The sequence below is a fragment of the Streptococcus didelphis DSM 15616 genome (assembly GCF_000380005.1).
In the GTDB taxonomy this organism is placed as follows: domain Bacteria; phylum Bacillota; class Bacilli; order Lactobacillales; family Streptococcaceae; genus Streptococcus; species Streptococcus didelphis.
On the sequence record NZ_KB904197.1, the window covers coordinates 1 to 19,831 of the forward strand.

Annotated in this window: 19 protein-coding genes and 1 riboswitch; of the genes, 2 read left to right on the forward strand and 17 right to left on the reverse strand. The window is 34.7% G+C overall.

Annotated features, from left to right (window positions below; genetic code table 11):
• Positions 1–282: 282 nt before the first annotated feature.
• The 3 genes from A3GU_RS0107110 to A3GU_RS0107125 form a co-directional block, all read right to left on the reverse strand.
• Positions 283–1,827, reverse strand: a complete 1,545-nt coding sequence (locus A3GU_RS0107110) for a peptide chain release factor 3 (protein ID WP_018366849.1) — start codon at positions 1,825–1,827, stop codon at positions 283–285.
• A 166-nt stretch (positions 1,828–1,993) separates the two neighbouring features.
• Positions 1,994–2,686, reverse strand: a complete 693-nt coding sequence (locus tag A3GU_RS0107120) for a TMEM164-related integral membrane acyltransferase (protein WP_018366851.1) — start codon at positions 2,684–2,686, stop codon at positions 1,994–1,996.
• Positions 2,687–2,788: 102 nt separating this feature from the next.
• A complete protein-coding gene (locus A3GU_RS0107125; protein WP_018366852.1) occupies positions 2,789–4,153 on the reverse strand; it encodes a UDP-N-acetylmuramoyl-tripeptide--D-alanyl-D-alanine ligase in 1,365 nt (454 codons plus the stop codon).
• Between the two features lie 143 nt (positions 4,154–4,296).
• Positions 4,297–4,387, forward strand: a riboswitch (THF riboswitch).
• Positions 4,388–4,426: 39 nt separating this feature from the next.
• Between A3GU_RS0107125 and A3GU_RS0107130 the strand changes: the two genes are divergently transcribed.
• A complete protein-coding gene (locus tag A3GU_RS0107130) occupies positions 4,427–4,984 on the forward strand; it encodes a folate family ECF transporter S component (RefSeq protein WP_018366853.1) in 558 nt (185 codons plus the stop codon).
• 40 nt (positions 4,985–5,024) lie between these two features.
• Here the strand turns inward: A3GU_RS0107130 and A3GU_RS0107135 are convergent, their stop codons facing one another.
• From A3GU_RS0107135 to A3GU_RS0107165, 7 genes are all read right to left on the reverse strand, one after another.
• A complete protein-coding gene (locus tag A3GU_RS0107135; RefSeq protein ID WP_018366854.1) occupies positions 5,025–6,071 on the reverse strand; it encodes a D-alanine--D-alanine ligase in 1,047 nt (348 codons plus the stop codon).
• A gap of 88 nt (positions 6,072–6,159) precedes the next feature.
• A complete protein-coding gene (gene recR, locus A3GU_RS0107140; protein WP_018366855.1) occupies positions 6,160–6,756 on the reverse strand; it encodes a recombination mediator RecR in 597 nt (198 codons plus the stop codon).
• 14 nt (positions 6,757–6,770) lie between these two features.
• Entirely contained in the window at positions 6,771–8,840 is a 2,070-nt protein-coding gene (gene pbp2b / locus A3GU_RS0107145) for a penicillin-binding protein PBP2B (RefSeq protein ID WP_018366856.1), read from the reverse strand.
• A gap of 109 nt (positions 8,841–8,949) precedes the next feature.
• Positions 8,950–9,720: a formate/nitrite transporter family protein gene (locus A3GU_RS0107150; protein ID WP_018366857.1), complete on the reverse strand. Its 771-nt coding sequence runs from the start codon at positions 9,718–9,720 to the stop codon at positions 8,950–8,952.
• A 99-nt stretch (positions 9,721–9,819) separates the two neighbouring features.
• Positions 9,820–10,359: a hypothetical protein gene (locus A3GU_RS0107155; protein ID WP_018366858.1), complete on the reverse strand. Its 540-nt coding sequence runs from the start codon at positions 10,357–10,359 to the stop codon at positions 9,820–9,822.
• A gap of 65 nt (positions 10,360–10,424) precedes the next feature.
• Positions 10,425–10,946 (reverse strand): transcription repressor NadR, encoded by a 522-nt coding sequence (locus A3GU_RS0107160; protein WP_018366859.1) that lies wholly within the window; start codon positions 10,944–10,946, stop codon positions 10,425–10,427.
• A 99-nt stretch (positions 10,947–11,045) separates the two neighbouring features.
• Complete coding sequence (locus A3GU_RS0107165; protein WP_018366860.1) at positions 11,046–11,741, reverse strand: phosphoglycerate mutase; 696 nt, start codon at positions 11,739–11,741, stop codon at positions 11,046–11,048.
• 234 nt (positions 11,742–11,975) lie between these two features.
• Here A3GU_RS0107165 and A3GU_RS0107170 point away from each other — a divergent pair, with 234 nt between their 5' ends.
• A complete protein-coding gene (locus A3GU_RS0107170; RefSeq protein ID WP_018366861.1) occupies positions 11,976–12,911 on the forward strand; it encodes a dihydroorotate oxidase in 936 nt (311 codons plus the stop codon).
• An 80-nt stretch (positions 12,912–12,991) separates the two neighbouring features.
• On the opposite strand, the gene A3GU_RS0107175 is transcribed toward A3GU_RS0107170, so the two are convergent.
• The 7 genes from A3GU_RS0107175 to recN all read right to left on the reverse strand — a co-directional run bounded on the left by A3GU_RS0107175 (position 12,992) and on the right by recN (position 19,829).
• The gene (locus tag A3GU_RS0107175; protein WP_018366862.1) at positions 12,992–13,171 is read right to left on the reverse strand and encodes a hypothetical protein; all 180 of its coding nucleotides are present in this window, start codon (positions 13,169–13,171) and stop codon (positions 12,992–12,994) included.
• A 57-nt stretch (positions 13,172–13,228) separates the two neighbouring features.
• Positions 13,229–15,082: a heavy metal translocating P-type ATPase gene (locus A3GU_RS0107180; protein WP_018366863.1), complete on the reverse strand. Its 1,854-nt coding sequence runs from the start codon at positions 15,080–15,082 to the stop codon at positions 13,229–13,231.
• A 330-nt stretch (positions 15,083–15,412) separates the two neighbouring features.
• On the reverse strand, positions 15,413–15,688 hold the full coding sequence (locus A3GU_RS0107185) for an HU family DNA-binding protein (protein ID WP_018366864.1): 276 nt from the start codon (positions 15,686–15,688) through the stop codon (positions 15,413–15,415).
• Positions 15,689–15,786: 98 nt separating this feature from the next.
• Positions 15,787–16,374 (reverse strand): YpmS family protein, encoded by a 588-nt coding sequence (locus tag A3GU_RS0107190; RefSeq protein WP_018366865.1) that lies wholly within the window; start codon positions 16,372–16,374, stop codon positions 15,787–15,789.
• A complete protein-coding gene (locus tag A3GU_RS0107195) occupies positions 16,361–17,200 on the reverse strand; it encodes an SGNH/GDSL hydrolase family protein (RefSeq protein WP_018366866.1) in 840 nt (279 codons plus the stop codon). Before A3GU_RS0107195 ends, A3GU_RS0107190 begins: the two co-directional genes overlap by 14 nt.
• The gene (locus A3GU_RS0107200) at positions 17,193–18,032 is read right to left on the reverse strand and encodes a DegV family protein (protein ID WP_018366867.1); all 840 of its coding nucleotides are present in this window, start codon (positions 18,030–18,032) and stop codon (positions 17,193–17,195) included. The genes A3GU_RS0107195 and A3GU_RS0107200 overlap by 8 nt, the downstream gene beginning before the upstream one ends.
• Before the next feature lie 135 nt (positions 18,033–18,167).
• Positions 18,168–19,829, reverse strand: a complete 1,662-nt coding sequence (recN, locus tag A3GU_RS0107205) for a DNA repair protein RecN (protein ID WP_018366868.1) — start codon at positions 19,827–19,829, stop codon at positions 18,168–18,170.
• Positions 19,830–19,831 lie beyond the last annotated feature (2 nt).

Sequence of the window (19,831 nt, forward strand, 5' to 3'; positions counted from 1 at the left end):
CGACCTGTTGAAGAAGTCTCCTCAAGCAAGACGTGTTGAGGAATGGTATCTACAAAGAGGCTGATTAATTTTGCTTCGTGAGTTTCTGGTAACTCGAAAGCAAGATTTAGTTCCAAGCTCATTTGATTTGTGTTATACTGTTGATACATCTAAAAACCCCTTCTGTTGTTTTGTCGTTATTACAATTATAGAGGATTTTAGAACAAAAGACGAGCAACTCCGTAAGGAAATGCTCGTCTTTTTTGGCTATCAGGACTAGTTTTTGCCCAGCCCCTAGTCTTATTACATTTTTTCTTCTAATTGGACATCTGGATATTTATCTGCAAACCAGCGGAGGGCAAAATCATTCTCAAACAAGAATACTGGTTGGTCGAAACGGTCTTTAGCCAAAATATTTCGACTTGATGACATGCGCTGGTCTAAGTCATCTTCTTTAATCCAACGAACAGTCTTTTTACCCATAGGTGTCATGATAACTTCAGCATTGTACTCGCCTTCCATCCGGTGCTTAAATACTTCAAACTGAAGTTGCCCTACAGCTCCAAGCATATATTCACCAGTTTGGTAATTTTTATATAGCTGAATAGCTCCTTCTTGAACCAGTTGTTCCATCCCTTTGTGGAATGATTTTTGCTTCATAACATTTTTAGGAGAGACTTTCATAAATATCTCTGGTGTAAAGGTTGGGAGTGGTTCAAATTCAAATGTATTTTTACCAACAGTCAGAGTGTCCCCAACCTGGTAGGTACCTGTATCATAAACCCCAATAATGTCCCCAGCTACAGCTTTCTGGACGTTCTCCCGTGATTCTGCCATAAACTGTGTGACGTTTGAAAGCTTTGCAGTTTTTCCAGTTCTAGTTAGTTTTATGGACATCCCTTTTTCAAATTCTCCAGAAACAATTCTCACAAAAGCAATGCGGTCTCTATGTCTTGGATCCATATTAGCTTGAATCTTGAAAACAAAGCCTGAAAAGTCCTTGGCAAGGGGATCAACCATTTCATCAGTATTTGTTTTATGCCCATGAGGTTCTGGTGCAAATCTTAAAAAACTATCTAAGAATGTCTGTACCCCAAAGTTGGTCAAAGCTGAGCCAAAAAAGACTGGAGTCAATTGGCCAGATAAAATAGCCTCTTTCGAAAAATCATTCCCTGCTTCTTGTAAGAGTTCAATATCTTCTAATACTTGCTGATAAAATGGGTTATTAGCAAATAATTTATCCCCTTCTTCTAATGCTGCAAAACGTTCTTGTCCCTTGTAAAGTTCTAAGCGTTTATTATACAAATCATAAAGGCCTTCAAATGCTCTTCCCATACCTATTGGCCAATTCATGGGATAAGAAGCAATGCCTAAAACATCTTCCAACTCCTCCAATAATTCAAGGGGCTCACGGCCATCCCGGTCTAATTTATTGATAAAAGTAAAGACAGGAATATTGCGATGTTTGACAACTTCAAATAATTTTTTGGTCTGTGCTTCTATCCCTTTTGCAGAATCAATAACCATCACAGCAGCATCAACAGCCATTAAGGTACGATAAGTGTCCTCTGAAAAATCCTCATGCCCTGGAGTATCTAGGATGTTAACTCTCTTTCCAGCATAATCAAATTGCATAACTGAAGAAGTTACGGAGATACCACGCTGTTTCTCAATGTCCATCCAGTCAGACTTTGCAAAAGTACCAGTTTTTTTACCTTTTACTGTCCCTGCTTCGCGAATCTCACCCCCAAAATATAATAATTGTTCTGTAATAGTTGTTTTACCAGCATCTGGGTGACTTATGATGGCAAAGGTACGTCTTTTTTTGATTTCTTCTTGTATTGACATAATGTTTTCCTTAGTTTAAAGAGTTAGTGTTTTATTAATAAAAAATTTTTAGACTACTTATCATAACTACATTGGACAAGCTCCCATTTTTTGGTATTTAAAAAGAGTTGTTCCACTGACAACTCCTTCTATTATAGCTAATTTTAAAAGCTTTAGCAATGACTTGCTATTCACTAAGAATAACTGCTTCTTCTCCTTGGTCGGTCAAATATCTAAGATAAACATGTTCAACACATTTAGCAAGAAGTACTAATCCTGAAGTTACAATAATAAAGTTTAAGACTAGATTATGTGTATGAATAATTGGAATATCCATGAGAAAACCATAATTCCCAGCAGTGACTAGGTTAACAATAATTAAACTAAAATTAAGTACTGCTAAAGAACCTACCATAAAGTTTAGGGACAAAAGCTCTGCATCATAAAAGCGCAACAAGTAAATTAAAGAATTAACTAAAAGCGCATAATGACCTAAGTAAAAGGCAACATTACTTGCATGTAATAAGTGATAAGGATAAAAATCCGGAGAAAATAAAGCCAGAATCGGACCTAAAATTCCCAACAACATGAATAATTGTTTTATACGACTTTTATTTGGAAATAAAAAGACAGCTAACATTCCTATTCTACAATGATAAAGGGGTAAACTTTCTTGTAGAGGAAAACCTTTTAGAAAATACCAGCCATACAAAGTAATTAATTGTGAGAGTTGAATAGCTAAAAAAAGGTGACGGTAGGTTGATGACTTATAATATTTTAAAGTTAATACTATTAAAAGTGGAGCTAGTAAGATAGTGAGAGCATAAAATGCAGGAGATATTTGGGGTATCTCAGTGGGTTTAAGCGCAAAAAAATTCATAAACAAACCTTTCTTTGTTTTTTTAATTATACCTTAAACCTTTTCTTTGAACAAGGACAAGTTTACCCAAGATATGAAGGCTTGCTTTTTCTGACATTCATCTTAATCACTTAACAAGTTAACAAGTTTATCAAGACGCATAGAATTACTACCTTTAAGAAGAATCTGGTCATTTGCTTTCAAAATGTCTTGAACATATTGATACATTTTTTCAAATTCATCTACTTCAGCATCCTTTTTAAAAAAGGAGACAGTGCCAGGAGGATAAATAGCACTTGCTAGTCGAGCTAATTCTTCTATATCTTTACCATAAAAAATAAGTTGGTCAATTTTATCTGGTTTCAAAGTTTCTATTAAGCTTGAATGTAAACTAACTGATTCTTCCCCTAATTCTTTCATATCAGATAAAAGAGCTATCTTTTTACCATTTGTATTTGCAGGAATTGCTGAAAAGCTTTCAAGGATTAGGCGCATTGCTGTGGGATTAGCATTATAGACATCAGAAAGAATATCTGCACCATTCTTAGCAACCTTCCATTCTGTACGGTTTTTAGTTAATTGAAGATTCTCTAAACCGTCTAGAATATCTTCATCACTGACTGCTAGTAATTTCCCAACATAGGCTGCTACCATGGCATTACTTGCATTATATTTCCCTGTTAAAGGTAAGTTTACAGCTTTTGGCAAAATATTTGTTGTAAAACTAAGAGAATGCTTAGCTTCTCTAACATCTTTGACATAAATTTCCTGGCCTTGTCCAAAACGAATAACCATTTGATTTTCTGGAAGGTAAGGATCAATAATTGAGTCTCCCGGAGCAATCAAGATGCCATGTGAATCCATCCCATCTGTAATCTGCATCTTGCCCTCAGCAATTTTTTCTCTTGAGCCAAAAAATTCTAGATGGGCTTCTCCAACCAAAGTCACGACAGCTATATGAGGTTTAGCAATAGTAGAGAGAAGATGGATATCTCCCATATGATCTTGTCCCATCTCTAAGACTATTTTTTCAGTATCATTAGGCATATGTAAAACAGTATAGGGTAAACCAATTTCATTGTTATAATTACCCTGAGTTTTATAAGTCTTATAGGTTGTTGATAAGACAGCAGCTATCATATCTTTTGTACTTGTCTTACCATTTGAACCTGTGACTGCAATAACATCTAGTCGCATTTTTTCGATATAATAGCTCGCTAATTTTTGGAAAGCTTCTAAACAGTTGGGAACTAAAATATAAGGCTTATCTTCAACTTTTTTTTCCGAGAAAGTGGCGACAGCTCCTTTTTCAAAGGCTAATTTAATAAAATCGTGGCCATCTCTTTCTCCTTTAAGAGGTAAAAAAATATCCCCCGCACTAATCTTGCGACTATCAAATTCAATCTGATTCAGGGGAAGGTCATCAAACTCAGCTATAGAATTCTGAGCATCCACAACTTTTGCAACTTCGTACAATGTCAGTTTCATATTTTTTCCTTCTGTTATAATGTATTACACTAAATTTATCTCATTATTAGACATTATACCATATTTCCTTTAATCCTTTTACATTTTCAAGCTTTCTCTTTTATGTTATAATGCTCTCAGAAAGATATTCTTGATAACTTTCTAACAGAGTAAATGTTTTGCGTCAAGTGTATGTGAATGGGATGTCGTCATATAACGAAGCTTTTAGCGCGGTAAAACATTGCATCCGCTGTTATTTACATAACAGCTCCACAACTGTATAAAGGAGCAAACATGTCACACATTTTTAAAAAACCAAAATTAACGGTGCAAAGATTAGTTACTTTGGCTATGTTGATTGCTTTAGCCATTATTGTAAGCAAGTTTTCACTTCCACTTATTCCTCAACAGCTCGTTATTAGTCTTGCCTTTATTGTAAATACTATTATTGGAATGATTGCTGGACCATTTTGGGGATTTATTTCTCTTGCCTTAATTGATGTCGTTGATAATCTTGTAGGAGGATCAGGAAATTTCATTATCTGGTGGACTCTTATGGAGGCTATTCAAGGATTTTTCTATGGCTTCTTTTTCTATGGGAAATCCTTATCAACCTCAAATAAGAAAGATTGGTTATATGTCAGTCTGGCAACTCTTATTATCATGCTTATTGGAACCTTTACCATCACACCTTTATTAATTCAACTGTATTTTGGTGTTCCTTTCTGGGCTCAGTATGCAGCTGGAAGATGGTTAAAGATTTTTGAAATCCCAATCCGTGTTATTCTCACCATGGTTTTAATACCTGCCTTACAAAAAATTCCCGAAATCAAACGGTTATCACGTTTATAAAACAAAAACAAGGTCACATCCAACCTTGTTTTTTTATTTCTTAAATTAAATGTTTCTCACGTTTATCAAACTTTTCTTGTGCTAAATGGACCAGTCTTTCTATTAGTTCTGGATAAGTCAAGCCCATATTTTCCCATAATAACGGGTACATTGACCATTGTGTAAAACCTGGCATAGTATTTAGTTCATTCAAGAAAATCTGTCCATCTTCACTTAAAAAGAAATCACAGCGAGATAAGCCACAGGCACCTAATGCTTGATAGGCTTTTTTGGCATACTCTCTCATCTTAAGACAAACTTCATCAGAAATAGCTGCTGGTATGACCATGCTAATCTGGTTATCAAGGTACTTAGCTTGATAATCATAAAAGGCTACTTCTTTAACAACTTCACCAGGTAGAGTTGATTGAACATCCCTATTTCCTAGTAAGCCTACTTCTATCTCACGCGCCACAACCCCTTGCTCAATTAAAATACGGCTATCATATTGTAAAGCAAGTTCAATGGCCTGTCTCAATTCTTCTTCATTTTCTGCTTTTGAAATCCCTACAGAAGATCCCATATTAGCAGGCTTGATAAAGAGGGGGAAGGATAACTTGGTAACTGTCTCATAGATGCAATCTTCTAGTGAATCTCCTTCAATAAAAACTGTGTAAGCGACTTGAGGAAGACCAATGGTTTTTAAGATACGCTTAGTGGTAATTTTATCCATAGCGACACTTGATGATAAAACATTGGTTCCAACATAAGGCATTCTAAGTACCTCCAAGAATCCCTGAATAGAGCCATCTTCTCCCATTGGACCATGTAAAAGAGGAAAAACAACAGCTTTTTCTTCAAAGATATCGCTGGCTTTTATTAAAGCATCTTCTTTAATCGAATCATTGGTCATTAAATGTTCACTAGGAGCTGGCTGCTTAGAAAATACTTGGGTTTTATAAAAATTACCCTGCTTGGAAATAAAGTAAGTCTTGACTAGAAACTTGCTGTAATCAACTGCTTTGATAATGCTCTCAGCTGAAAGGACAGATACTTCACGTTCAGCTGAACGTCCACCATATAATACGATTAGGGTTTGTTTAGACATGTCTTTTTTCCTATCTCAATTGAATTTCTATTCATTATAACAAAAATAAGAAGCCATTTCAAAAGCTTGATTAGAGCTTATAAGAGACTTATAATTCTGTTCTATTTTCAATTGCTCGCAAGAGGGTAACCTCATCAGCATACTCAATATCTGAGCCGACTGCTAGCCCTCTAGCTAAACGTGTAACCTTGATGCCAGCAGGTTTTAAGAGCCTTGAAATATACATTGAAGTGGCTTCTCCATCAGCAGTTGCATTGGTAGCAACAATAACTTCTTCCACCTCACTGTCCATTAACCTAGTAATCAATGGCTTCAAGTTAATATCATCTGGACCGACACCATTCATCGGAGAAATTAACCCATGTAAAACATGATAATAACCATGATATTCCTGAATTTTTTCCATAGCAGATACATCTTTTGCTTCTTCTACAACTAGGATAAGCCTTTTATCTCTAGTGTCATCTGTACATATAGAACAGGGATTCTCATCAGTTAAATTGCCACAAATAGAACAATAGGTTAACTCTCTTTTGGCTGATAATAGATTTTTAGCAAAGTCATTAACATCTTCATCATTCATACCAATTGTATAAAAAGCAAGCCGAGTTGCTGTTTTTATACCAATTCCTGGTAATTTAGAATAAGATTCAATTAATTTTGCAATAGGTGTTGGATAAAACACTTGCTTCTCCTTTTTTAATTAGCATTTTTTGCCATATAAACATTGATAATATCTCTTGCCATAAATTGATGGGCCTTTGTCAGAGGATCACTTGCATGTGGATACATAATAGCGACTGCAATTTGCGGATCATTATTTGGACCATAGGCAACAAGATTTAAATTATAAGTATTAATGGTTTTGCCATCTTTATCTTTAGTATAGGTCTCTGCTGTTCCTGTCTTAGCACTAATAGGTATGGCTGAGCCTGCAAGCCCCTTACCTGTCGCATAGGGACTGGAACTATTGACAACCTGGTAAAAACCATCTTGCAGAATGGATAATTCTTCAGCTGATAAACTTACTTTACTCATAACCTTTGGCTCTATCCTTTTTTGCAGATGGCCTATTCCTTCATTTGCATCACCTGCATATACAGCTTCGAGTAAACGAGGAGCTATACGGTTTCCTCCATTTGCTATTGTTGAAACATATTGAGCCAACTGCATTGTTGTATAATTATCAAACTGTCCAAAAGATTGTGTGATAACATTGGAAGCTGTATATTTTTCTGCTAAATAACCACTAGATTCCCCTGGAAGGTCAATTCCTGTTTTTATTCCTAAACCAAATTCTGCATAGCTTGTTCTCAACTTATCCATGGCTTCTTTTGTACCATCTGTCATGAGTGACATTCCTACATGGTAGTCTTGTCCCATTAACTTAAGAGCTACTTGAACCATGTAAGTATTAGATGAATATTCCAAGGCCTGTATGGCTGTGATATTTTGCTGGCCTGAGGTAAACCAAGAATTAATTGGCTTAGAATTACCAAATTGAATAGGCTGGTCAGTTAAGATTTGATTACCACTAATAACACCATTTTTCCAACCAGCAGCTAAGGTTGCTCCTTTAATAACTGACCCTGGGGTAAAGACGTCTGTAATGGTACCTAGGGCATCTGCTTGAATTTGCCCAGTATCAGTATCGTGTGAAAGACCAGACATAGCAAGAATAGCTCCCGTTTTAGGATTAATTGCAACAGCATAGAGACCTTCTGACTGGCTAGCAATTCCTTTAGAAAGTTCTGACTGGTAGTATTCATTAATAATTTTATTAACATCTTCTTGAAAATCTGAAGAGATTGTTAATTTGAGATTATTTCCTTTTTGGCCCTTATTGATGATTTTATCTGAAATAATTTTTCCTGTTTTGTCCGTTTTAACTTCTCTGAGTTCGTGTTTGCCCTGAAGATCTTTTTCATATTCTTTTTCTAAATAAGAGGTTCCAACACGATCATCTAAAGAATAGCCTTTTTTAATATATTTTTCTGCGTCTTCTTGTGGTAAACCTGCTTCTCGACTCGAAACCTTGCCAATAATTGATGACAAGCTTGCTGCTTCTAGCTTACGATTCCAGTCGGAACTTACTGATATTCCTGGTAATTTGGATTTATTGGCCACTAAGTAAGCAATTTCTTTATCAGTTAAATCTTCTGTTTTTAGGCTAACAGTATTAAAAGCAGCTGTACCATTCATCTGGTTAAAAATAGAGATTATCTTTTTTTCCTCATCAGAATACTTAAGCTTACTTTTTTTGATAGAATTGAGAGCATTATTGTATATTTTTGACTCTGCTAATCTATTTCCATAACTGTCAAACTTTTTCTCTTTAGGGAGGTCTTTGACCGTATCTGCATAAGTTTTCTGATCTGCTAAATAATAATCCTTAATAGCACGTTGAGATACCTTACTTTCAGGTAATCTAATATAATCTGATAATTTTTTGGCTATAGCTTTTATATCTTCTGCGCTAGCTTTTGGGCTTCTCATATAAGTAGTTACATCTTTAGCATCATTTGAAACTAAGAGTTTACCTTTAGCATCAAAAATTAAACCTCGAGGACTTGAATTTTTAACACGATAAACAGTTGAGGACTTAAGTTTAGCGTCATAAAAAGCCTTATCTTGAATTTGCATCTGTGCTAAACGTAAAATTAAAAGACTAAATAAAAGCACAATAATTAAAAAAAGGAGATTAATACGAAGAGGAATATTGACTTTTTTAGCTATTATTTGTGACAAATGTTTCTCTTTTTTTTTCATCCTAATCCTCCCTTTTTGACTTCGTTTCCTATTTTATCATAAAAAATAAAAAGAAGACCGAGAATAAAAGTCTCAGTCCTATCTTTTTTCTCTTGTTTTAATAGCTTAGTTAAGAAGCCTTAGGATGGAAATAAGCCTTGTAATAAAAGAGGCTAACAAAAACGGCTCCACCTATGACATTACCTACATAGACTAAAGCAAAGTTACTTATAAAATCTAACCAATTTGCTCCATTTTCAAAAATTGCTGCTGGAATTATAAAAGCATTTGCAACACTATGCTGAAAGCCTAATGCAACAAAAGTCATAACAGGAAACCAAATTCCAAGTAGTTTTCCACTAGCATCACTAGCACCATAATTCAACCATAAGGCCAGACCAACAAACCAATTACATCCAATACCAGATACAATAGCTTGAAGGGGGCTTGCTGCTATTTTAGCATGAGCCACCTCAATAACTTCTTCTTTAAAAATACCAGATGACGTTAGTCCTAAAAAATGTCCAAAAACAAAAGCAACAAAAATAGCACCTAAGATATTAAAGATAGTGACTACAAGCCAATTTTTAAGAAGGTCAGTTAGATGAACTTTTTTAGCAAAAAAAGCTGCTGATACTGCCATCATATTACCTGTAATAAGTTCACCACCTGCCATTAATATAATAATCAATCCAATAGGGAAGGCGCAAGCCCCTAAAATACTTGCAAAACTCCCAAAAACTTCCATTGCACTAGCGGCTATACGTACATATAATAAATAGCCTAGACTAATCATAGCTCCGCCTATGAAGCCTAAAATAGCCTTAGCAAGGAATGATTTTTCAATCTTATGGTGTCCAATAGCAATAGTTGCTTCTAAAATTTGTTCTGGGCTTTTCATAATTACTCCTATTAATAGTAAAACTGCAAATACCCTATTAGTATATCAATTTTCTATAAAAAAGCAAGCTCCTCATCCCAGGTGCCTGCTAGTAGAATATTAAGTTAAGAGCTTTAAGCCTACCTTATCCGTCAAGATTTTCCAAAGTGCAAAAGCTAGGTAAAAATCAACAATTCCATGAATAAGTGTTCCAAAACCTACTAGTCCAACTAATGACCAGATATAGGCCATATCCATATGAGCTGTCGAAGTCATTAAATAAACAGCAACAAACTCACCAAGTCCATGAATAATATTAATCAAAATAGCAAAAGGAAGTATCTCTAAAACACTTTTTTGCAAATGCTTTTTATTAGTAAAATAATCAGCTGCGATTAAAGCAAATATCACTTGGGACAGGGCACGCATTACAATCACAATAGGAAAGCCTGCTAGGAAGAATCCCAAAGTCGTTCCTAAACTAACAAAAAATGCAATTGGTAAGGAAATAAAGCTAGCCAAAAAGATAGGAACATGGCTGGCCAAGGTGAAAGATGCGGGACCAATGATAACTTTTATAGGCATTATCATAGGAATAAGGATACCAAATGCTATTAGGATTGATGCATAGGCAATTGTTTGAGTCGGTTTCTTAGTCATATTATCTCCTTTATAATGCATTTATTATAAAGAAAATTAATACATGTGTCAAGACACTGGAAATATTATTTTTGTATGTACAATAAACCCGCTTCTTCTAAGGCTAACTTTATAGCTTCAAAATCTTCTTTTGTCGAACAAGATATTAAATGACTATGTACTCCTTCTGTTAAAGATGATAAGAGCTCAGCCTTTGAGTCATTTACTTTTTCTAAAAAATTATGGATATCTTCTGAGCTTTTAATATTTAAAGAAGCAGTTAACATTCCATAGATAGGGTGCTCAACTTCTACAGTTGACACAATTCCCCCTCTATCAATAATAATTGATAATTCTTCTTTAGTTTCTAATAGGCCATGTTGACAAACAATACGTGCTGTATAGTTACTTGAATAAAGGGATTCCTTCATTAAATAGCCTCTAGGTGTTGAAATAATATCTTTTTGAGAAGCTCTTAATAAAGCAATGTCCCCAACAATTACCTGTCGGCTTACGCCTAATTTAGCAGCTAAATAGCTGGCTGATAGTGTCTCATTTGATTTTTCTAAAATAGTAAGTATTTTCTCTCTACGTTCCTGCGCCTTCATTATTTTCCCCTTTTATAATAACTAAGTCTATCTTAACATATTTTTAGCGCTAGCTCATTAAGAAAATAGAAAAAACCAAGCCTGGGCCTGGTTCCTTTCTTATTCTCCACCGAGGTAGTACTCAGCAGTTACATTTAATTTGTCATCAAATTCAAATACAAGTGGTGGGAAGTTAGGAATCTCAACATTCATAATATCATCATCTGATAATTGTTTGATATGTTTTACAAGAGCTCTGATTGAGTTACCATGTGCTCCAACAAAGACATTTTTGCCATCTACTAAGGCTGGAGCAATTTTATCTTCCCAGAAAGGAAGTGCACGTTCCAAAGTTACTTTTAAGTTTTCAGCATCAGGAATAACTGAGTTATCAAGATGAGCATAACGACGGTCAGTATGTGCTGAGTGCTCATCATTTTTATCCATATCTGGAGGTAAAACATCATACGAACGACGCCAAATGTGAACTTGCTCAGCCCCAAATTGTTCTGCGGCTTCTGCTTTGTTTTTACCAGTTAAGCCACCATAATGACGTTCATTTAAGCGCCATGATTTTTCAAGTGGTACCCAGAGTTGCTCTGAGTATTCAAGTGCAAGGTTAGTTGTTTTAATAGCACGTGTTAAAACTGATGTGAAGGCAATATCAAATTCAATACCTGCTTCTTTGATTAATTTACCAGCATCAATTGCTTGTTGTGTTCCTTTTTCTGAAAGATCAACATCCGCCCAACCAGTGAAAAGGTTAGCTTTATTCCATTCAGACTCACCGTGGCGAGCAAAAACCAATTTTACCATTAGTTACTATCTCCTTTTATTTAAGGTCTAAAACCTATTTCACCTTCTATTTTACAAAAAATAGCTCTAAAAAGCTAGTCAATTCCCATTTTTATTGAAAATAGTCTGTTATTATCATGAAAATAGTCTTATTCGGAAATCCTATTTTTTTAGCTAGCTTTTTTTAAAATTAGCTTGCCTTTCTCTAAGTCAAGTGATAGAATAGAAAAAATTTGTCAACTTTCGGAGGATTATATGGTTTCAACTTCTACTCAAATCGCAGGTTTTCATTTTGAAAATTGTCTTATGAATGCAGCTGGTATTTACTGTATGACAAAAGAAGAGCTTATGGAAATTGAAAATTCCCAAGCAGGTTCTTTCATTACTAAAACAGGAACCTTAGAAGCTCGTTCTGGAAACCCTGAACCAAGATATTCAGCAACCTCATTAGGTTCAATAAATTCCATGGGCTTACCAAATCTAGGTTTTCACTATTATTTAGATTTTGTTAGGGAGCTTGAAAAAGAAGAATCTTCTAAAAATCATTTCTTATCAGTGGTTGGCCTATCTCCTGATGAGACTCACCTTATCTTGAAAGAAATCCAAGCTTCAGATTATCAAGGATTAGTAGAACTCAATTTATCTTGTCCCAATGTACCAGGTAAGCCTCAAATTGCTTATGACTTTGAAATGACAGAAAATATTCTATCAGACATCTTCAGCTATTATAAAAAACCACTAGGAATTAAACTGCCACCTTATTTTGATATTGTTCATTTTGACCAAGCTGCAAGTATTTTTAATAAGTTCCCTCTGAGCTTTGTTAACTGTATTAATTCTATCGGCAATGGCTTAGTTATTGACGATGAGCAAGTTGTCATTAAACCCAAACAAGGGTTTGGAGGTATTGGAGGAGATTATATTAAGCCTACAGCTTTAGCCAATGTTCATGCTTTTTATCAAAGGCTTAACCCCTCTATTCAAATAATTGGTACTGGTGGTGTGAAAAGTGGACGTGATGCTTTTGAGCATATCCTTTGTGGAGCTAGCATGGTTCAGATAGGAACAGCTCTTCAAGAAGAAGGACCAGCTATTTTTAGCCGAATTCTGAAAGAGTTGGAAGAAATCATGCTTGAAAAGGGCTACCATTCTTTAGAGGATTTCCGTGGAAAATTACACTATTTAAGCTAAGATGACAAACTAAAAAAGATAAACGTCCTGTGTTTATCTTTACCTAGAGACTACTTCACTTGAGGTAGTCTCTTTTATATTTACTGGTTTTCTTTATAATCAGTTCTTTCTTCTTTTTCTTGAAGCGATTCCTGATGGTTCTTGTTTAGCTTTTCTTCACTGAAAAAAACTTTTGACATTACTATAACAGCTACTATTTTTACAAGGGAAAATAATAGCAAGGCCAGAACAACTATTTTTAGCATATTAGCACTTTCCATATTAAACTTTCTAGTAATAGTATAACTGCTTTCAGATGGGCAAGCAAGTTTTTTACTTTATTTAAAATAAAGTAGACGTAAACCATTTAAAATAACTAAAATGGTAGATCCTTCATGGCCTACTACCCCTAAAGGAAGATTAATGACTTGAAAAACATTGGCTAGTATTAAGAGGCTAATGACTAGTAAAGCAAAACTAATATTTATTTTAACAATTCGTTTCATTCTTTTTGAGAGTTGAATTGAAAAAGGAATACGAGTTAAATCATCCATAATAACACTGTCAGCACTTTCCATAGCAATATCTGTACCACTTCCTATAGCATAAGAAACATCTGCTTGGGCAAGAGCTGGCGCATCATTTATGCCATCTCCTACCATAGCTACACAGTCATATGTTTCTTTAAGTTGCTTGATTTTTTCAGCCTTATCCTGGGGCATACAATTAGCAACAACCTCATCTATACCAAGCTTTTGAGCAACATAATGTGCTGCCTTTTCCTGATCGCCAGTTAAGACAATGGTTTTTATTCCTAATGCATGCATCATTTGAATAGCCTTCAAAGATTCTTCTTTGATACCATCCATCAAGGCATAATAAGCCATGAGCTGATTGTCGCAAGAAACAAAAATTATTGTTTTTCCTTCTTCTTCTAGTGTCTTGATGGTATCCGTTTCGAGCGCCTTCTTTTCAAGAGTCTCAAGGATAAAGGATTTCTTACCAATTCTCCATTGTTGACCTTGATAGCTTAATAAAAATCCCTTACCTGCTATTTCTTCATTGGAATCCAATATCAGTCTAGTCTTACTTCCAATAAAGGCTAATAAGGCCTTGGAAATGGGATGGCTGGAAGCTCCTTCAGCTGTCTTTACAAGACTATCAATAAGGTCTTTATCTCCTAGATAATGGGCATCTAAAACAGAAGGTTTTCCTTGGGTAAGTGTCCCTGTCTTGTCCATTACTATGGCTTTGATATCACCCATATTATCCATGATATCTCCTCCCTTGATGACCAAACCTTTTCTGGCAGCTCTGCTAATAGCTGATAAACTTGCTGGTGTGGACGAAGCAATCAAAGCACAGGGTGAAGCTACTGTCAGGAGAATCATTCCCCGATAAAAGGAAGATAACCACGTCCAATCTAAGGCAAAATGGGAAATTACAATAAAGGAAGGAACTAGAATTAAGACTAATTTGACATAGCTATCTTCTAAATTATCAATAAAACTTGCTGTCTTGCTTTTTTTCTCTTGGGCCGACTCAACTAAGGATACAATTTTAGCAAAGAGTGTATTTTCATTTTCTACAGTCACTAGCATCTCAATGGTTTGTCCTTGGTTAATTGTCCCTCCTATTAATTGATCTTCTCTATTTTTTTCAACAATAAGAGCTTCACCTGTAACCATAGATTCATCAAATTGTCCAAATGGGCTTAAGAGTTTTCCATCAATTGGGACAGACTCTCCTTTTCTTACTTGTAAACGATCGCCAATTATCAGAGATTTTGTTTCTATTTCCTTTATTTGTCCATCTTCTTGGATTTTACGAGCAGTATCCGGACTTAGTTTCATCAGAGCTGAAATTGCATGCTTACTTTTTTGCATGGCCATTTCTTCCAAAGTATTTGATAAGGAAAAAATAAAGATTAGTAAGGCTCCTTCTAGCCAATAGCCAATAATACCCGCACCTATAGCTGCTAAAATCATCAAAATATCAACTGATAAATGCTTGTTTATAAAAAGCTCTTTTAAACCATCCTTGGCAGATTCATAACCTCCAATTAAAAATGAAGCTATAAAGAATACAGAAGCAAGGCTAACATGTCCTGATAAGAAAAACAGGCCAATTATAATCAGTAATAAGCATAGTAAGGTTTCTACAATACGAATCTGTTCTTTTAAGCATTTCATTTTCTTTCCTCCAAACTTAGAATTATCTAAGGTCTTTAATTAGCTTAATTATAATCATTCTAAATAAATAAGTCAAGTTATTTAGAATAATTCTAAATAAAAATATTTCTAAGCTTTTTTAACACTACTTAGTGATAGGTCAGAAAAAGAAATAGGGCATAGCCATCAATTCAGACTTATTATAAGTCTGTCTTAATAAATAAAGTCAAATGTAGCTGACATCAGGGGAAATTACTACAGTTTTGACCCTTATTTGTCTTGTCCCCTGAACGCAAAAAAGCCTACTGCATAAGCTAGTAAGCTTGATACAATAGGCTTTTTTTATATTTATTATTTAACGGCGTCTTTAAGAGCTTTACCAGCTTTGAATGCTGGAACTTTTGAAGCTGCAATTTCGATTTCTGCACCAGTTTGTGGGTTGCGACCTTTACGAGCTGCACGTTCACGAACTTCGAAGTTACCAAAGCCGATTAATTGAACTTTTTCACCTTCTGAAAGGAAAGTTTCGATTGCAGAGAATACAGCGTCAACTGCTGCTGCTGAGTCTTTTTTTGTAAGTTCAGTTGCTTCTGCAACTTTTGCGATTAAATCTTGTTTGTTAGCCATTTAACAAATCCTCCAAATAATTTATAAGCATTAAGCTTTAACAGATACAATAATATCTAAAAAATCCCTTTAGGTCAAGTATTTAACGTTATTTAGCCTTATTTCTTATAAATATCAAAGCTGATTTGATCGTTTAAAAGATCAAGTTTCTTGGCCTTTAAATATAGTCCTGCATTATTATCCATTTTCTGCAGATGAATGATTAAAGATGATTTTTTTATATTAACTTCAATAAAATCAGGTAACTTGTAACTTGACTTAACATACTGTAAAACCTCAGATTCTGGCAAAGGTAGGGTTCCAGCTGATAAAGAGGTAATTTGCAACTGTAAATCCCCATTGGTTAGGGCTATTGGTTGGAAATAAATATAAAGCGGTACTTCATAACCTAATAATTGATACTTACTTTCAAAAATAATAGAAGAGGAAGTCGTGTATAATTTGTAAGTTAATTGTGTCGTTTGATAGTCACTTAAATAGCTCGCTACAGTTTTATTTAATTGTTGTCTATTGGTGGTAAAACTACCTACTTTTATATGGTTTTGCTTTTTAGTCAGAAGCTTTTCAGAGGCAGGTTCACGTACCTGAATTAAACGACTGGCTATAACCCCAAGAAAGGCAATATTCAAAGCAAAGATAAAGAGAAATGCCCATTTCCACCAGTTGACATTATTATTTTTTTTCATATTTTTTAATAGACTCCAATACTGCATCTGACATGATTTGATAACCAATATTATTAGGATGGAAGTGATCACCAGTAAAGAGAACATCATTTAATACCCTGGTCTTATCACCTTCTGATTGAACAATACCTTCTTGTCCATTGATCCCTTTATATAATTGTTCGTTAATTGGAACAAAATGAATATTTTTATCATCATATTCAGTAATGATATCTTCCGTTTTTTGATTCCAGTTATCAACTACTGCCTGCATTTCTGTCATTTCTGGAAAATTCAAATAAAAAGGATTATAAATACCTAGAACATAAATTTTAATGTCTTTATTTTCTTTCCGACTTAAATCGATAATCTTCTTCAATCTTGCTTGATACTGTGTAGATGGTTTCTCAAAACTAGACAATTTTAAGTTGGATAGATTTTTACGAATGATTGCTAAAACATCATTACCTCCGACGGTTAAAGTCATTAGGTCTGCTTTTTTTAAATCATCTTTAATCTGTTGCTTTTCAGACATTCGCTTTAATATTTGTTGACTGGTATTTCCTGAAACACCATAATTCTGAAAATTAACCTTTACAGCAAATAAATCTTCCAAATCCTTAGATAAAAGAGGAACAAATCCACCCTGGTTAGTTGAATCTCCAACACCCTCGGTCAAGGAATCTCCAATTGCAATATACTGTAGTGTTTTATTCTCCTTTTTGATAAAATCTTCCGGCTTCAGCTGTGATTCTAGCTTAGGTACTATAAGATTAATAACAAAAAAACAAGTCAGAAGACTAACTAGGAAGAATACAATCCCTTTAAAAAATTCTTTTTTAGTCATATCTTATCATGATGGCAAAGGCCCCTTCGCCTGTATGGGTCTGAATAATAGAACCTGTTTCTAAAATAGAAACAGAGCCAGGATAAATAGATCTTATCTGCTCATATAATTGATCAGCTAAATGTCTATCTCCAGCATAAGAAATTGCTAATTCAGAAATAGAGAGATCTTTCGTTTCTTTTAAATAATTATCAAGCCATTTTAAAAAGGTTTTATTTCCTCGTCCCTTAGCAACTGGTTTTAGCTCATCATCTTTGAGTTCCATTAACACTCTAATGTTTAAGAGGCTTGTAATGGCACCTGCAACACGCCCAATCCGCCCACCCTTAACCAAATTTTCAAGGGTAGATACACCAATAAAGAGTCTTGTTTTATTTTTAATATCTGCAATTTTAGCTAAAATATCTTCTAAACCAAAACCATTTTGAGCCATTTTAGCTGCTTCTACAACTTGAAACTTCATAGCTTGATCTGTAAAAGAAGAATCTAGCACGTGAACCCGTGCACCTGCTATTTCTGCTCCTTGTCTAGAGGCCTCAATAGTTCCTGATAAAATAGGATTTAAATGGATAGCAATGATATCACTATAGCCTTCTGACATTATTTTCTGATAATAGTCAGCAAAAAGTCCAACTGGTGGTTGACTTGTCTTAGGCAAGTCTTTACTTGCCTTCATCATTTGAAGAAATTTTCCCTCTTCTTTTAAATCACTATCTGAGTACAATTTACCATCAATCATAACAGATAATGGCACAACTGTAATATCATATTTGTTGATGAGTTCTGGTTCAATTGTAATAGATGAATCAGTGACTACTTTAATCTTTCCCATAACTAATTTCCATTCTATAACTAGATTATTATCATTTTATTTTAGCATTGATTAGCAAATAAATCAAAACAAGCTCTGTCTATTCTGTCTATCAGTTTCTATTGTCATAAGGGCTGTGAAAGTATGACAGCTGCCTTAGGGCTTAGATAAGAGGTCCCGAGCCTGAGTCTTCGCAATATCTGTGACATCATTACCGGCAATCATTTTAGCGACTTCATCAACACGCTCTTCAAAATTAAGAAGTTTAACTTTAGAAACAGTTGAATCTTCTTTGCTTTCTTTAGAAATAAAATATTGATAATCTGCAATAGCAATAACCTGTGGTAAATGTGAGATTGCTAGTACCTGACTCTTTCTTCCAATTTTATATATTTTTTGTGCAATAGCTTGAGCTACCCGCCCTGAAACACCGGTATCTACTTCGTCAAAAACAATACTTGTTTTATCCTCTGTTTTAGAAACAGCTGATTTAATAGCTAACATAAGACGTGACAGTTCCCCACCAGAAGCCACTTTCACTAAGGGTTTAAAGCCTTCTCCTGGGTTAGTTGAAATATAAAATTCTATGCTTTCATTACCTTGATGGTTAAATTTTGATTTTGAAAATGCAACCTTAAAATCAGCTCTTTCCATGTATAAATCTTTTAGTTCCAATTTGATATCTGCTTCAAGTTGAAGGGCTAGGTTGTGACGTTCTTGGCTTAATTTAGCTGCTATTTCTAGCAATGATTTTTCTAATTGTTTAAGCTCTATCTCCAAGTCTTCACTAGAAGAATTATCTCCTGTTAAGAGTTGATATTCTTTAACAATATTATCGTAGTAGACCAATAAGTCGTCTACACTTCCTCCATACTTTCTTGTTAAACCATTGATGATATCTAATCGCCCTTCAATTTCTTGTAGTCTAGCTGCATCAAAATCTAAGCTATCAATAGTGTCTGATAAACGTTTGCTAACATCTTCAAGAATATAATAAGCTTCCGAAACATGTGAGGCCATTTTTTTATAATCCGAATCATAGTCTTCAATAGCTAATAGGTCGTTCATGCTAGAGCGAATATTAGACAAACTAGAAAATTCTTCATTATCAAGCATAAGGTAAGCATTTGCTAGAGTATCTGCAATATTTTTATGATTTAAAAGCCGATCACGTTCTTGATGGAGTAAGAGATCTTCGCCTTTTTTTAAATCTACAGCCTCAATTTCAGCGATCTGGAAAGACAGCATATCAATCCGTTCTTTATGCTCACGTTGATTTTTTTGTTTATCTAAAACCTTTTTTCTAAGGTCTCGGTAATCAGTAAAGATTGTCTGATAATCCCTTTTGATTTGGTTAAAGGTCTGATTGCCAAAGGAGTCTAAAATAGCTTGATGATGAGTAATGCGCATCAATTCTTCCTGGTCATGCTGGCCATGTATATCAACCAAGTATTGACCTACCTGCTTTAAGGTAGCTAAGTTAACCATTTGACCATTGATTCTGCTAACACTTCGGCCATTGGCAAAAATATCACGTCGAATAATTAAATCTTCTTCAATGTCTATCCCATTTTCTTCTAGAAGTATTCTCAGATCTTTGTTTTGATTAAGGGAAAAATAGCCTTCAATCTCAGCCTTGCTAGCACCATGTCTAATAACATCCACACTGGCACGTGCTCCAAGCATCATATTCATCGCATCAATAATAATTGATTTACCAGCTCCAGTTTCACCTGTTAAAACTGTCATACCAGTTTCAAAGTTCAGGGATATTTCTTCAATAATAGCAAAGTTTTTTATAGAGATTTCTAATAGCATTC

Coding starts and splice junctions, on each gene's coding strand:
- pbp2b (WP_018366856.1), bottom strand. CDS start 8,840: ATGAAAAAAAAAGAGAAACATTTGTCACAAATAATAGCTAAAAAAGTC.
- A3GU_RS0107120 (WP_018366851.1), bottom strand. CDS start 2,686: ATGAATTTTTTTGCGCTTAAACCCACTGAGATACCCCAAATATCTCCT.
- A3GU_RS0107135 (WP_018366854.1), bottom strand. CDS start 6,071: ATGTCTAAACAAACCCTAATCGTATTATATGGTGGACGTTCAGCTGAA.
- A3GU_RS0107200 (WP_018366867.1), bottom strand. CDS start 18,032: ATGGGAAAGATTAAAGTAGTCACTGATTCATCTATTACAATTGAACCA.
- A3GU_RS0107110 (WP_018366849.1), bottom strand. CDS start 1,827: ATGTCAATACAAGAAGAAATCAAAAAAAGACGTACCTTTGCCATCATA.
- A3GU_RS0107175 (WP_018366862.1), bottom strand. CDS start 13,171: ATGGAAAGTGCTAATATGCTAAAAATAGTTGTTCTGGCCTTGCTATTA.
- A3GU_RS0107190 (WP_018366865.1), bottom strand. CDS start 16,374: ATGAAAAAAAATAATAATGTCAACTGGTGGAAATGGGCATTTCTCTTT.
- A3GU_RS0107130 (WP_018366853.1), top strand. CDS start 4,427: ATGTCACACATTTTTAAAAAACCAAAATTAACGGTGCAAAGATTAGTT.
- A3GU_RS0107185 (WP_018366864.1), bottom strand. CDS start 15,688: ATGGCTAACAAACAAGATTTAATCGCAAAAGTTGCAGAAGCAACTGAA.
- recN (WP_018366868.1), bottom strand. CDS start 19,829: ATGCTATTAGAAATCTCTATAAAAAACTTTGCTATTATTGAAGAAATA.
- A3GU_RS0107125 (WP_018366852.1), bottom strand. CDS start 4,153: ATGAAACTGACATTGTACGAAGTTGCAAAAGTTGTGGATGCTCAGAAT.
- A3GU_RS0107165 (WP_018366860.1), bottom strand. CDS start 11,741: ATGGTAAAATTGGTTTTTGCTCGCCACGGTGAGTCTGAATGGAATAAA.
- A3GU_RS0107160 (WP_018366859.1), bottom strand. CDS start 10,946: ATGAAGGCGCAGGAACGTAGAGAGAAAATACTTACTATTTTAGAAAAA.
- A3GU_RS0107180 (WP_018366863.1), bottom strand. CDS start 15,082: ATGAAATGCTTAAAAGAACAGATTCGTATTGTAGAAACCTTACTATGC.
- A3GU_RS0107150 (WP_018366857.1), bottom strand. CDS start 9,720: ATGAAAAGCCCAGAACAAATTTTAGAAGCAACTATTGCTATTGGACAC.
- A3GU_RS0107195 (WP_018366866.1), bottom strand. CDS start 17,200: ATGACTAAAAAAGAATTTTTTAAAGGGATTGTATTCTTCCTAGTTAGT.
- A3GU_RS0107155 (WP_018366858.1), bottom strand. CDS start 10,359: ATGACTAAGAAACCGACTCAAACAATTGCCTATGCATCAATCCTAATA.
- A3GU_RS0107170 (WP_018366861.1), top strand. CDS start 11,976: ATGGTTTCAACTTCTACTCAAATCGCAGGTTTTCATTTTGAAAATTGT.